The 13,298-nt window shown below is 73.9% G+C and carries 10 protein-coding genes; 6 read left to right on the plus strand and 4 right to left on the minus strand.

The genetic code is table 11. The features are described 5' to 3' along the window. The first annotated feature begins 141 nt into the window (after window positions 1-141). Entirely contained in the window at window positions 142-3,747 is a 3,606-nt protein-coding gene (gene mfd, locus ACH436_RS08065; protein WP_430559676.1) for a transcription-repair coupling factor, read from the plus strand. Window positions 3,748-3,843: 96 nt separating this feature from the next. Here the strand turns inward: mfd and ACH436_RS08070 are convergent, their stop codons facing one another. Then, complete coding sequence (locus ACH436_RS08070) at window positions 3,844-5,043, minus strand: oxygenase MpaB family protein (protein WP_430559677.1); 1,200 nt, start codon at window positions 5,041-5,043, stop codon at window positions 3,844-3,846. 209 nt (window positions 5,044-5,252) lie between these two features. Further along, window positions 5,253-5,414: a hypothetical protein gene (locus ACH436_RS08075; RefSeq protein WP_430559678.1), complete on the minus strand. Its 162-nt coding sequence runs from the start codon at window positions 5,412-5,414 to the stop codon at window positions 5,253-5,255. A gap of 167 nt (window positions 5,415-5,581) precedes the next feature. Here ACH436_RS08075 and ACH436_RS08080 point away from each other — a divergent pair, with 167 nt between their 5' ends. The 3 genes from ACH436_RS08080 (at window position 5,582) to thpD (ending at window position 9,113) form a co-directional block, all read left to right on the plus strand. Then, window positions 5,582-7,006, plus strand: a complete 1,425-nt coding sequence (locus tag ACH436_RS08080; protein WP_430559679.1) for a hypothetical protein — start codon at window positions 5,582-5,584, stop codon at window positions 7,004-7,006. Window positions 7,007-7,106: 100 nt separating this feature from the next. Next, on the plus strand, window positions 7,107-8,027 hold the full coding sequence (locus ACH436_RS08085; RefSeq protein ID WP_430559680.1) for a phosphotransferase: 921 nt from the start codon (window positions 7,107-7,109) through the stop codon (window positions 8,025-8,027). A 168-nt stretch (window positions 8,028-8,195) separates the two neighbouring features. After that, a complete protein-coding gene (gene thpD / locus ACH436_RS08090; protein WP_430559681.1) occupies window positions 8,196-9,113 on the plus strand; it encodes an ectoine hydroxylase in 918 nt (305 codons plus the stop codon). Window positions 9,114-9,229: 116 nt separating this feature from the next. On the opposite strand, the gene ACH436_RS08095 is transcribed toward thpD, so the two are convergent. Beyond that, window positions 9,230-9,907 carry a hypothetical protein gene (locus ACH436_RS08095; protein ID WP_430559682.1) on the minus strand — a complete coding sequence of 226 codons (678 nt, stop codon included), beginning with the start codon at window positions 9,905-9,907 and terminating at the stop codon, window positions 9,230-9,232. A gap of 176 nt (window positions 9,908-10,083) precedes the next feature. Here ACH436_RS08095 and eno point away from each other — a divergent pair, with 176 nt between their 5' ends. Then, window positions 10,084-11,367, plus strand: a complete 1,284-nt coding sequence (gene eno / locus ACH436_RS08100; RefSeq protein WP_430559683.1) for a phosphopyruvate hydratase — start codon at window positions 10,084-10,086, stop codon at window positions 11,365-11,367. A gap of 287 nt (window positions 11,368-11,654) precedes the next feature. Then, window positions 11,655-12,422 carry a septum formation initiator family protein gene (locus tag ACH436_RS08105; RefSeq protein ID WP_430559684.1) on the plus strand — a complete coding sequence of 256 codons (768 nt, stop codon included), beginning with the start codon at window positions 11,655-11,657 and terminating at the stop codon, window positions 12,420-12,422. Between the two features lie 23 nt (window positions 12,423-12,445). Here the strand turns inward: ACH436_RS08105 and ACH436_RS08110 are convergent, their stop codons facing one another. Continuing rightward, the gene (locus ACH436_RS08110; protein WP_430559685.1) at window positions 12,446-13,285 is read right to left on the minus strand and encodes an IclR family transcriptional regulator; all 840 of its coding nucleotides are present in this window, start codon (window positions 13,283-13,285) and stop codon (window positions 12,446-12,448) included. Window positions 13,286-13,298: the final 13 nt, after the last annotated feature.

A 13,298-nucleotide genomic window follows, 5' to 3' on the forward strand; every position in this document is an offset into this window, starting at 1 on the left:
GGCGCCCTGCCGGCGCCCGGTTCCGAGGCGGCCTCGCCCCGGGATCCGGTGCGTCCCGGGGAGAGCTGGGCCTGTCGTCGTGCCCGCACGCCGGGCTCCGTCTCGATCGCCTCGTGCCGCAGACCGCCTCGAAGGACCCGCATGAACCTCACCGGCATCGTCCCCGCCCTCCTCGCCGACCCCGGCGCCTCCGCCGCGCTCGAGCACGTCCGGGCGCGCGGCCTGGCCGACGTCGTCGGGCCGGTCGGTGTGCGCGCGCCGCTGCTGGCCGCGGCGGCCGAGCGTCGGCCGCTGGTCGTCGTCACCGCCACGGGGCGCGAGGCCGACGAGCTCGCCGCGTCCGTGCGCGCCTACCTGCCCGACGACCGGGCCGACGACGTCGCCGTCCTGCCCGCGTGGGAGACCCTGCCGCACGAGCGGCTGTCGCCCCGGGCGGACACGGTGGCCAAGCGGCTCGCGGTGTTCCGCCGCCTCGCCCACCCGGCACCTGAGCCGGGCCTCACCGGCCCGATCCGGCTGCTCGTCATGCCGGCCCGCGCGCTGCTGCAGCCGGTCGTTGACGGGCTGGGCGAGCTCGAGCCGGTCGAGCTGCACACCGGGGACACCGCCGACCTCACGGACGTCTCCGACCGCCTCGTCGCCGCCGCGTACTCGCGGGTGGACATGGTCGAGCGACGCGGCGAGTTCGCGGTCCGCGGCGGCATCCTCGACGTCTTCCCGCCCACCGAGGACCACCCGCTGCGCCTGGAGTTCTGGGGCGACGAGGTGACGGAGATCCGCTGGTTCGCGGTCGCCGACCAGCGGTCCCTGGAGATCGCCGAGCACGGGCTGTGGGCCCCGCCGTGCCGCGAGATCCTGCTCACCGACACGGTGCGGGAGCGTGCCGCCGGCCTGGTGGAGCGGCTGCCGGGCGCGATCGAGATGCTCGACAAGCTCGCCGCGGGCGTCGCCGTCGAGGGCATGGAGTCGCTCGCCCCCGTGCTCGTGGACCGCATGGTGCCGGTGCTGGAGCTGGTGCCCGACGACGCCCTGCTGGTCATCGACGAGCCCGAGCGGGTCCGTCGTCGCGCGCACGACCTCGTCGCCACCACGGAGGAGTTCCTCGCCGCGGCCTGGACGGGCGCCGTCGCCGGCGGGGCCGCCCCGATCGACCTGTCCGCGGCGTCGTTCGAGACCTTCGCCGAGGTGCGCGACGTCGCGGCCCGCCGCGGGCTGGGCTGGTGGACGCTGTCGTCGTTCGCGCTCGACGCGGGCGGCGACGAGGGCACCGAGGCCGAGGCCGAGGTGGACGGGGTCACGACCTTCACGGTCGGCGCGCGCGACGTCGAGTCGTACCGCGGCGACCTGCAGCGGGCGCTCGACGACGTCCAGACGCTGCAGCGCGGGGGCTGGCGGCTGCTCCTGACCACGGAGGGCCACGGCCCGGCCAAGCGCATGGTCGAGCAGCTGTCCGCGCAGGACACCGCGGCGCGGATGGTCGCCGAGCTGGGGGAGGAGCCGGAGGGCGGCGTCGTCCTCGTCGCGCCGGCGCTGGTCGGCAAGGGCTTCGTCGCCACCGACCTGAAGCTCGCGGTGTTCAGCGAGTCCGACCTCACCGGCCGGCAGGGCTCCACGACCCGTGACATGCGCAAGATGCCGAGCCGGCGGCGCAACGTCGTCGACCCGCTGCAGCTGCGCGGCGGCGACTTCGTGGTGCACGAGCAGCACGGCGTGGGCCGGTTCGTGGAGATGGTGCAGCGCACGCTCGGCGCGGGGGCGAACGCCGCGACGCGCGAGTACCTGGTGATCGAGTACGCGTCGTCCAAGCGGGGCCAGCCGGGCGACCGGTTGTTCGTGCCGATGGACCAGCTCGACCAGGTCACCAAGTACACGGGCGGCGAGGCGCCGTCGCTGTCGAAGATGGGCGGCGCGGACTGGAAGAACACCAAGGCGCGCGCCCGCAAGCACGTCAAGGAGATCGCGGGCGAGCTCATCCGCCTGTACTCGGCCCGAATGGCCACCCAGGGGCACGCGTTCGGCCCGGACACCCCGTGGCAGCGCGAGCTGGAGGACGCCTTCGCGTACGTCGAGACGCCCGACCAGCTCGTGACGATCGACGAGGTCAAGGCCGACATGGAGAAGGCCGTGCCGATGGACCGCCTGGTGTGCGGCGACGTCGGCTACGGCAAGACGGAGATCGCGATCCGGGCCGCGTTCAAGGCGGTGCAGGACGGCAAGCAGGTGGCCGTGCTGGTGCCGACCACGCTGCTGGTGCAGCAGCACTTCGACACGTTCTCCGAGCGGTACGCCGGGTTCCCCGTCACGGTGCGGGCGCTGTCGCGCTTCCAGACCGACAAGGAGTCGGCGGAGACGGTCGAGGGCCTCGGCAAGGGCACCGTGGACATCGTCATCGGCACCCACCGCCTGCTCACCGGGTCGGTGCGGTTCAAGGACCTCGGCCTGGTGATCGTCGACGAGGAGCAGCGGTTCGGCGTCGAGCACAAGGAGACGCTCAAGCAGCTGCGCACCAACGTGGACGTGCTGGCGATGTCCGCCACCCCGATCCCGCGCACGCTGGAGATGGCCGTGACCGGCATCCGCGAGATGTCGACGCTCGCCACCCCGCCGGAGGAGCGCCATCCCGTGCTCACCTACGTGGGGGCGTACGAGGAGAAGCAGATCGGTGCCGCCGTCCGCCGCGAGCTGCTGCGCGAGGGCCAGGTGTTCTACGTGCACAACAAGGTGGAGACCATCCAGAAGACGGCGTCCCGCCTGGCGGAGCTCGTCCCCGAGGCCCGCATCGGCGTGGCCCACGGCAAGATGAGCGAGCACCAGCTCGACCAGGTGATCCGCGCCTTCTGGGAGAAGGAGCTGGACGTGCTGGTCTGCACCACGATCATCGAGACCGGTCTGGACATCTCGAACGCCAACACGCTCATCCTGGAGCGCGCGGACGTGCTGGGCCTGTCGCAGCTGCACCAGCTGCGCGGGCGGGTGGGCCGCGGCCGCGAGCGCGCGTACGCGTACTTCCTGTACCCGCCGGAGCGTCCGCTCACCGACACCGCGCACGACCGCCTGGCCACGATGGCGGCGCACACCGACCTGGGCGCCGGCATGCAGATCGCCATGAAGGACCTGGAGATCCGCGGCGCGGGCAACCTGCTGGGGGGCGAGCAGTCGGGCCACATCGCGGGCGTCGGCTTCGACCTGTACGTGCGCATGGTGGGCGAGGCCGTGGCCGCGTTCCGCGGCGAGCGCGAGGAGGAGCAGCCCGAGGTCACCATCGAGCTGCCCGTCGACGCGCACCTGCCCGAGTCGTACATCGCGACCGAGCGGCTGCGCCTCGAGGCGTACAAGAAGATCGCCGCGGCGCAGGACGCGGCCGGGCTGGCGGAGGTGCGGGCCGAGCTGGTGGACCGCTACGGCAAGCTCCCCGACGTCGCGTCCGCGCTGTTCGACGTCGCGGACTTCCGCAACCACGCCCGGCGCGCGGGCCTCACGGACGTCACGGCCCAGGGCAAGTTCGTCCGGTTCGCGCCGGTGGACCTCGCGGAGTCGGCGCAGCTGCGCCTCAAGCGCCTCTACCCGGGCACGATCCTCAAGCCCGCGATCCGCGCCTTCCTCGTGCCGTTCCCGACGACGGCGCGCATCGGCGGGCGTCCCCTGCGCGGCGCGGAGGTGCTCGCGTGGGCGCGCCAGCTCATCGACGCCGTCGTCCTCGGGGAGGTCTCCGCCGCGGCGAGCGTCGGCACCGGCTCGCCGAGGTAGTACCGACCTCGCCGAGGTGGTTCACACGGGGGTGCGAGCTACCTCGGCGGGACCTGGACTACCTCGGCGAGACCTGGACTACCTCGGCGGCGAGGTTCAGACGCCGGGGCGGTTGCCGTCCGGGATGGTGATGGGCGTCGTCGTGCCGGACTGGCCCTTGTTGAGGAACGCCATGCCGAGCGCCTTGACGAACTTGTCGAACAGCCCGAACGAGTTCGGGGCGACCGGCATCAGCCCTTCCCGGAACGCGACGTACGCCGGCCACACGGACCGGATCAGTGCCCTGGAGGCCCAGTCGCGCCGCAGGTCCAGCCAGTCGGCGACGTCGTCGCCGAGCTGGTAGATCACGAACTCGTTGAGGAACCCGCGGGTCACGCCGAGGTCGACCTGGGCGGTGAGGCCGAGGAGCACCTCGGCGAGGTCCCGGCCCTCCGGGGTGGGGGCGAGCAGCGGCGTGAGCACCTGCTCGGACTGGGCGTGCGCGTCGGCCCAGGTCGCGGGGATGTACTCGTCCCGCACGCCCAGCAGGTGGAGCGCCACCTGCCAGTGGTGCAGGAACGCCTCCTCGTCCGCCGCGGACATCCGCACGCCCCACTTCTTCAGGGTGCGGTGGGCGAACGTCCCGGTGCTGTGGAACGTCACGAGGATGTCCATGTTGCTGATGGGGATGGTCTCGTCGGCGACGGCCTTCCAGTACGGCGACTGGGGCAGCAGGTGACGCACGGCCGCGTGCACCATGCGGGTCTTGTTCGCGGTGACGATCATCTGGCCGTCGGGCTCGTAGGCGTTGCGGTCGGTGAGGTCGTACCCGAACGTGAACGTCTTCGCGGCGCGGTCCTGCATGTCCGCGCCGCCCTTCGACCAGTACACCGACCGCGCCTCGCGGGGGATGACGGTGCTCATGATGCCGCCGCCGAGCCCGTAGATGACGAAGAGGTACAGGTCCTTGCGCCGGTTGAAGTCGGCGGCGAGGCGCAGCTTGTCCCGGTCGGCCCAGTCGGGCAGGCGGGCCTCCCGGCCCAGGAAGTCGGCGAGCGGGGCGGGCAGGCCCCCGGGGACGGGATGGTTGTTGTCCACCCACGGGCGGATGGCGTCGTTGACCGCGGGGACCTGGCCGGCGTCGAGCACCGACGCCATGATCGCGTCGATCTCGTCGTCCCAGACCCACAGCGGGTCGACGCCGGTGCCGTTGCCGGCCATCGACCTTGCGGGGGACCACGACCAGGCTGCGCCCGGTGCGGCCACGCTCGTCAGGCCGAGCGCGGCACCCAGGGTCAGGAGCGTGCGTCTGTTCATGTCGTTCACGGGACCACCTGTTTCCGACGAGGACGGGGCCCCGCGGCGGCATCGTCGTCGACGCCGTCCGGGGGCGGGGCGCCCGTCCGGACCGATGTGACTGGCCGTTCACTTGTGATTCGTCGTTAACATATGACCGTTGGCGGCGCGGCACAACCCCTTGTCGAACCCGGGTGCTCGCGCGGCGGCCCTCGAGCCGCCGCGTCGCGTCAGCCGAACGACTGCGCCGTCGCGTGGTGCACCTCGACGAGAAAGGCCACGCGCTCCTCGCCGCGCGGGTAGTCGGCGCCGGTGTGGGCACGGGCGATCCTGTCGACGACGGCCCACCCGCTGTCGCCGTCGAGCACCCGCACCACGCGGCCGCGCAGCATCGCCATCTCCCAGGGGCGCTCGGTGTCCGGGTGGAATCGCCGTCTCGCCAGGTGGTGAGCGGGTTCCGTTCCTAGCATGAGGAGCGGACGGCGCGGCGCGGGGCGGGCCGCCGCCTTCCGCGAGGGCCCGCGGCCGCGGGCCGGGCAGGGCTGCGGACGGGGACGCCATGAGCGGGACGACCGACGGCGGGCGCGACGGCGCCGGCGCCGCGCAGGACGCGGCGGCGCGGCTGGCCGCGCTCGAGCGGGAGAACGCCGAGCTGCGCGCGCGGCTCGCGGCCGGCAGCGGGCCGGTGCTCGTGGCCGCCGCCCCGCCGGTGGCACGGGAGCCGCGCCACCGTGGCCGGGCGGCGGCCGCCGTCGTCCTCATCGTTCTCGGGGCGCTGCTCGCGCCGGTCGCCGTGGTGGCGGCCTGGGCCGAGCGCACCCTCACCGACACGGACCGGTACGTCGCGACCGTCGCGCCGATCGCCGCGGACCCCGCGGTCCAGGGCGCCGTCGCCGGCCGGCTCACCGACGTCGTCATGGAGCAGATCGACGTCCAGGCGATCCTCGGCACGGTCGTCGACGGGCTGGAGCAGCAGGGCGTCGGTCCGCGCGCCACGGACGCGCTGACACAGCTCGAGGGACCGCTGACCAGCGGGGTCGAGTCGTTCGTGCGCCGCGCCGCCGACGGCGTGGTGAGCAGCAGCGCGTTCGAGGACGCCTGGGTGCAGGCCAACCGTGTCGCGCACGAGCAGCTCGTCGCGACGATGCGCGGCGAGGGCGGCGAGCTGCTGCAGATCGGGCAGGACGGCCAGCTCACCATCCAGCTCTCCGGCATGATCGACCTGCTCAAGCAGCGCCTCGTCGACCGAGGCCTGGGGGTCGCCGCACGGATCCCCGAGGTGGACGCGACGTTCACCGTCATGCAGACGTCGCAGCTGGTGCAGGTGCAGAACCGGTACGCGCAGGTCGTGGCGCTCGGCACGTGGCTGCCCTGGATCTCGCTCGGCCTGCTGGCCGCGGGCGTGCTGGTCGCACGGCACAGGTCGCGCACCCTGGTCGTGGCGGGGCTGGCGCTCGCGGCCGCGATGGTGGTGCTCGGGATCGGCCTGGCGGTCGGCCGGGCGATCTATCTCGACGCGTTGCAGGGCGTGGTGCTGCGCCTCGACGCCGCCGAGGTGTTGTTCGACCAGGTGGTGTCGTTCCTGCGGGTCACGTTGCGGACGGTGGGCGTGCTCGGCCTGGTGGTCGCGCTCGTCGCGTACCTCGGCGGGGGAAGCGCGTCCGCACGGTCCCTGCGGGCGGGAGCCGGGCGCGGGTTCGCCTCGCTGCGCGGCTACGGCGAACGGCGCGGCGTCTCGACCGGGCGCGTCGGCGAGTGGCTCGGCCGGTACCGCACCCTGGTCCGCGTCGTCATCATCGCCGTCGCCGCCCTGGTGCTGCTGCTCGCCGGCAGCCCCACGCCCGGGCTCGTCATCGGCACCGCCCTGGTGGCCGGCGTCCTCGTCGCCCTGCTGGAGCTGGTGGCGCGGCCGCCACGGCCCGACGACGGGGCCGCGACGCCGGGGACGCCCGACGTCGTCGACGCCCCGCAGCCCAGCCACTGACGCTTGCTCGAAGGGAGGGGCGTGCTGAGGTCGTGACGATCCGGTGCGGGGTCGTGGCACGGCGCCGGCGTGACACCGCGCGCCGCTAGCGTGACGCGGCGTGACCACCACCGACGTCGAGATCACCGCCGACCTCGTCCGGGACCTGCTGCGCGAGCAGCACCCGGACCTCGCCCACCTCCCGGTCCGCCTGGGGGCCCGCGGCTGGGACAACCAGCTGTGGCGGCTCGGCGACGACCTCGCCGTCCGGCTGCCGTGGGCCACCGAGCTCGCCGACGGCCTGCTGCGCAAGGAGCACGCCTGCCTTCCGGGTCTCGCCCCGCTCCTGCCGCTGCCGGTGCCCGTGCCGCAGCGGCTCGGTGAGCCCGGCGCGCTGTTCGGACGGCCGTGGATCGTCACGACGTGGGTGCCCGGCGAGCCCGCCGACCGTGCGCCGATCACGCAGCCAGGCTCGGCCGACGTCCTCGCCGCGTTCCTGACGGCGCTGCACCGCCCGGCGCCCGACGGCGCGCCCACCGGCCGCGGCCGTGGCGGGCCGCTCGCGGAGCACACGGGCGGGGTCGAGCACGGCCTCGCCCAGGTGGTCGAGCGCGGCCTCCTCGCCGACCCGGAGCCCGTTCGCGCCGTCTGGCAGGACGCCGTCGACGCGCCCGCGTGGGACGGGCCGGCGGTGCGGCTGCACGCCGACCTGCACCCGGCGAACGTCGTCACCGCCGACGGCGCCCTGGGCGGCGTCATCGACTTCGGCGACCTGTGCGCGGGCGACCCCGCCTACGACCTGGCCGGCGTGTGGCGGCTGCTGCCCGACGGGTTGGCCGACCGCTTCTACGCCGCGTACCGGGGCCCGGACGGCCGGCCCGCCGACGACGCGACCCGGCGTCGTGCCCGCGGGTGGGCGGCGGCCACCGCGCTGGGCGGCCTGCTCGTCGGCGACGCCGGCGACCACGGCCGCCCGGGCGGCAAGTCGAGCTGGGGGCCGCCCGCCCGGGCGACGCTCGCCCGCCTGGCCGCGACCCGCTGACGTCCCCCGGGCCCGGAGCCCGGCCCGCGGTCCGTTGACAGCAAAGCCGCAGGTCACGTAGAGATGAGGGCCTGCGGGACCGCGCGGTCCGACCGAGGAGGACGTGTGTCCCGCGGCGTGCCATGACGACACCACGAACCCGGAACGACCCGGGAGAGCGGAGAAGACATGACCACGACCGAGACGACGACGAGCACCCTGACCGACGTCTTCCCGACCCGCCTCAGCGCGCCGGGTGCCATGACCGACCGTCGCGACCCCACGGTGTGGGGCACCGTCGCGGACGGCCCGTTCGACGAGCCGGCGCTGGCGGCTCACGAGGCGCGGGGGTTCACCGTCCTCGAGGACTTCATCACGCCGGACGAGGTGGCCGGGTTCACGGCCGAGCTCGACCGGCTCGCCACCGACCCCACCCTGGCCGGCGACCCGCGGGTCGTCACGGAGAAGTCCTCCGGTCAGGTGCGTTCGGTCTTCGAGGTGACGGCGCTCAGCAGCGCGATCGACGCGCTCAGCCGCGACCCGCGGCTGCTGGACCGGGCCCGCCAGCTCCTGGGGTCCGACGTCTACCTGCACCAGTCGCGCGTGAACTACATGCCCGGCTACCAGGGCACCGGCTTCTACTGGCACTCGGACTTCGAGACGTGGCACGCCGAGGACGGCATGCCCGGTCCTCGTGCCGTGAGCTGCTCGATCGCCCTGACGGCCAACTACCCGTACAACGGGGGCCTCATGGTGATGCCGGGCTCGCACCGCACCTACGTCCCGTGCGTCGGGGAGACGCCGGAGAACAACCACGAGGCGTCGCTGAAGGAGCAGCGGATCGGCGTGCCCGCCGAGGACGACATCACCGAGCTGGCGCACCGGTACGGGATCGAGCAGTTCACCGGGCCGGCCGGCTCCGCGCTGTGGTTCGACTGCAACATCATGCACGGCTCGGGCAGCAACATCACCCCGTTCCCGCGCTCGAACATCTTCCTGGTGTTCAACAGCGTGGAGAACGCGCTGACCGACCCGTACGCGGCGCCGGCGCCGCGCCCGGGCCACATCGGCAACCGGGACACGACGCCGCTGCGGCCCTCGGCCTGACCTCTCGGCCGCTGGCCCTGCCGACAGGCGGGTCGTGCTCGTCCTGACCGCTCAGGACGGGCCACGACCGTCTGGTCGGCGGGGCCCGACCTCACGCCAAGGCCTCACTCCAGGCCTCACTCCAGGAGGCCCGCGATGCGCTGCTCGAGCGCGTCGGTGGCGGCGTCGGGGAGCGCGACGATCCCCTCGAGCTCCTTCATCGCCCGCCGGTAGGCGGACTGCCGCTCCGCCTGCGACGAGCCCTCGTCGTCGGCCATCGCCAGCAGCTTCTTCGCCCGGTCGAGGGCCTGCCGCTCGGTGGGGGAGAAGTCCGACGCGCGCCGCCGCTTCGCCTCCCGCTCCGCGACGTCGAACCGCACCTGCATCTCCCGGACGGCGTCGCGGTACCGGTCGAGGCGGGTGCGGTCGCGCAGCGCGTCCAGGTCGTCGGGGCGCAGGTCCTCCGCCGCCCGCCGGGCGCGGTGGAAGTCGACGGTGACCTGCTCGCGCATGTCCGACATCAGCGGGTACTCGAGGGACTTCACGGCATCGAGCTCGTAGGCCAGCCAGCGCTGCTGCGTGGCGTCGTGCGCGGCCACGGTGCGCTGGATCTCGCTGGTCAGGGCCTCGTCGTCGGCGGCAGGGGCGGGGGCTGCGGGCTGCGGGGCGCCGTGCTTGATCCGGTACATCTCGAGCTTGTCCTGGCGCCGCTGCCGGTCCCACGTCGAGAAGCCCCGGATCGCGCCGCCCACGGCGGGGCCGACGAAGAAGATCAGCCACCAGAAGGAGCCGACGAAGTCCCAGACGCTGTCCACGGAGTCCACGCTAGCGGCGTGGTCGTGACCGCTGGGTGGTCGAGGGAGCCCCCGGGGAGGCGCCGGTCTAGGCTGGGGGCGTCAACCCAGCACCGTCGCGGGCGTCAGCGGCCCCGGGCACCTCCGCCTGGGCCTTGCCGCGCGGTCGCCCGCGAGCCCGTCTGAAGGAGCAGCCCGTGGCAAGCATCGAAGCCGTTGGAGCACGCGAGATCCTCGACTCGCGCGGCAACCCCACCGTCGAGGTGGAGATCGCGCTGGACGACGGCACGTTCGCCCGCGCCGCGGTCCCGTCGGGCGCCTCGACCGGCGCCTTCGAGGCCGTCGAGCGCCGTGACGGCGACAAGGGGCGCTACCTGGGCAAGGGCGTCGAGGGCGCGGTCAACGCCGTCATCGACGACATCGCCCCCGAGCTCATCGGCTACGACGCCGAGGAGCAGCGCATCATCGACCAGACGCTGATCGAGCTGGACGGCACCCCGAACAAGGGCAAGCTGGGCGCCAACGCGATCCTCGGCGTCTCGCTCGCGGTCGCGAAGGCCGCCGCGAAGTCGGCCGGCCTCGACCTGTTCCGCTACGTCGGCGGCCCCAACGCGCACGTCCTGCCCGTGCCGATGATGAATATCATCAACGGCGGGTCGCACGCCGACTCGACGGTGGACTTCCAGGAGTTCATGATCGCGCCGATCGGTGCGCCGACCTTCAAGGAGGCCCTGCGCACGGGCACCGAGGTCTACCACGCCCTCAAGAGCGTGCTGAAGGGCAAGGGCTTCTCCACGGGCCTCGGCGACGAGGGTGGCTTCGCCCCCGACCTGCCGTCGAACTCCGCCGCCCTGGACCTCATCGTCGAGGCGATCGAGAAGGCCGGCTTCGCGCCGGGCGCCGACGTCGCCATCGCGATGGACGTGGCCGCGACCGAGTTCTTCAAGGACGGGGCGTACCACTTCAAGAACGGCGAGGTGCACTCGACCGAGGACATGATCAAGCTCTACGAGGGCCTGGTCGCGAACTACCCGATCGTCTCCATCGAGGACCCGCTGTCCGAGGACGAGTGGGGCGCCTGGACGCAGTTCGTCTCCGAGGTCGGCGACAAGGTGCAGGTCGTCGGCGACGACCTGTTCGTCACCAACCCCGAGCGCCTCGCCCGCGGCATCGAGGAGAAGGCCGCCAACTCGCTGCTGGTCAAGCTCAACCAGATCGGCACGCTCACCGAGACGCTCGACGCCGTCACGCTCGCGCAGCGCAACGGCTTCACCACAATGACCTCGCACCGCTCCGGCGAGACCGAGGACACCACCATCGCCGACCTGTCGGTCGCGACGAACGCCGGCCAGATCAAGACCGGCGCCACCGCCCGCGGCGAGCGCATCAACAAGTACAACCAGCTCCTGCGCATCGAGGAGGCGCTGGACGACGCCGGCCGCTACGCCGGCCGTTCGGCCTTCCCGCGCTTCCAGGGCTGACGCCCGGAGCTGCCTCCACGGCCGGTCGCCCCGCACGGGGCGGCCGGCCGTCGTCGTCCCGGCCCGCCGAGGTAGTTCGAGCCCGGCCGAGGTAGTTCAGGTCTCCGCGAGGTAGTTCCAGCCCGGCCGAGGTAGTTCAGGTCTCCGCGAGGTAGTTCCGGGTCTGCCGAGGTAGTGGTCCAGTCCACTACCTCGGCAGAGCCCGAACTACCTCGGCGGGAGGTGTCCTCGCGGGCGCGCCGACGACGGTCCCGGGCCCCGGGGGTACGGCTCGGCACAATCGGGGCGTGCCTGCCCGTCGACCCACCTCGCCCGCCGCCCGCCGTCCGGCGTCGCGGCCCTCGGGGGCGCGCGGCGGCTCTGCGCGGCCCACGACGACGGCGAACGCCTCGGTGGGCGCGAAGCCCAAGGCCCCGGCGAAGGGCACGACGAGCAAGAGCGCGAGCGCCGGCGGCGCGAAGCGCAAGGGCTCCGGCACGAGCACGGGCAAGGGCAAGGGCGCGGCGAGCACGCGGCGCGGGTCGCGTCGTCCGGCGGGGCCGGCGCGCGAGGACCGGCGGCGCAGCCGCTACGGGCTGGTGCTGCCGGAGGTGCTCACCGTCCGGCTCATCGTCCTGTCGGTGGTGGTGCTGCTCGCGGTGGTGCTGCTGCTGCCCACGGTGCGCGCCGCCGTCCAGCAGTCGCACGAGCTGGACCGGCTGCGCACCGAGCTGGCGCAGAACCGGGAGGAGCGCGACCGCCTGGAGGTGGAGCTCGGCCGCTGGGAGGACCGGTCGTACGTCGAGGAGCAGGCACGGTCCCGGCTCAGCTTCGTCATGCCGGCCGACCGGGTGTGGCGGGTGGTCGACCCGGACGCGGCGGGGGACGAGGACGTCGACCCCGTGACGGGCGAGGCCGTCAGCTCGGGGCCCGTGGGCACGTCGACCGGGCCGAGCGTGCCCTGGTACCAGTCGGTCTGGGAGTCGGTGCAGGTCGCCGACGGGCCGGCCGCCACGGGGGACGACGCCGGTGACCCCGAGCCCGGCAGCTCGCCGCGCCCGTCGTCGGGAGGCTGACCGCACCGCGGACGGCGTCTCGCTCAGCGGCCGCCCGGGCGGTGGCCGAGGCCCGACGCGATGGTGGCGGCGGCGTCAAGCACGACCGGCACCAGGGCCTCGACGCGCGCGGGCGGCATGTACGGGCGGGTGGCGGAGACGCTGACGGCGGCGGCGATCGCGCCGGACGCGTCGCGCACGGGCGCGGCGACGCAGAGGATGCCGGGCTCGTTCTCCTCCAGGTCGAACGCGACGCCGCGGCGGGCGGACGTCTCCATGACGGCGACGAACTCGTCGGGCGTGAGCACGTCCGCCTCGGGCCCGTCCGGGGCGTCGCCGCCGACGCGTCGTTCGGCGACGAACAGCTCGCGCCACCGCGCGGGCTGGTCGAGCAGCAGGGCCTTGCCCACCCCGGTGCGCGTCAGCGGCATCCGGTGGCCCACGCGCGAGCGCATCTCGGCGCCGCGGGTGCCGGGGATCTTGTCGAGGTAGAGCACCTGGCCGCGGTCCTCGATGGCGAGGTGCACGGTGTCCGCGACGCGGGCCGCGAGCGTACGGAGCGGCCCGGCCGCGACGTCGGCGACGGGGTTTTCCTGCAGCGCCTGGTAGCCGAGCTCGATGAGCGCCGGGCCGAGCGCGTACCGGCCGTCGTCGAGCTGGCGCACGTAGCCGGTCGCGAGCAGCAGCTGCAGCAGGCGGTGGGTGGTGCTGCGTCCGATGCCGGTCTCGGCGGCGATCTCGCGCAGGCGGACGTGCCCGCGGGCGACGGCGTCGACGACGGCGATGCCGCGGGCCAGCGTCTGCGTGCCGGGTGGCGGGGGTGTCGTCGCGGCGCGGGTGCCGGGTCGGGCCGCGGGGGAGTCCGGGGGGACGGGGAGGCTCACGGCCACGAGGGTA

Source organism: Isoptericola sp. NPDC019693, from assembly GCF_044389085.1.
In the GTDB taxonomy this organism is placed as follows: domain Bacteria; phylum Actinomycetota; class Actinomycetes; order Actinomycetales; family Cellulomonadaceae; genus Isoptericola.

Bases quoted from the DNA above. Each gene is read 5' to 3' on its own strand.
- thpD (WP_430559681.1), top strand. From the start codon at position 8,196: ATGACCACGACCGAGACGACGACGAGCACCCTGACCGACGTCTTCCCG.
- ACH436_RS08075 (WP_430559678.1), bottom strand. From the start codon at position 5,414: ATGCTGCGCGGCCGCGTGGTGCGGGTGCTCGACGGCGACAGCGGGTGG.
- mfd (WP_430559676.1), top strand. From the start codon at position 142: ATGAACCTCACCGGCATCGTCCCCGCCCTCCTCGCCGACCCCGGCGCC.
- ACH436_RS08070 (WP_430559677.1), bottom strand. From the start codon at position 5,043: ATGAACAGACGCACGCTCCTGACCCTGGGTGCCGCGCTCGGCCTGACG.
- ACH436_RS08080 (WP_430559679.1), top strand. From the start codon at position 5,582: ATGAGCGGGACGACCGACGGCGGGCGCGACGGCGCCGGCGCCGCGCAG.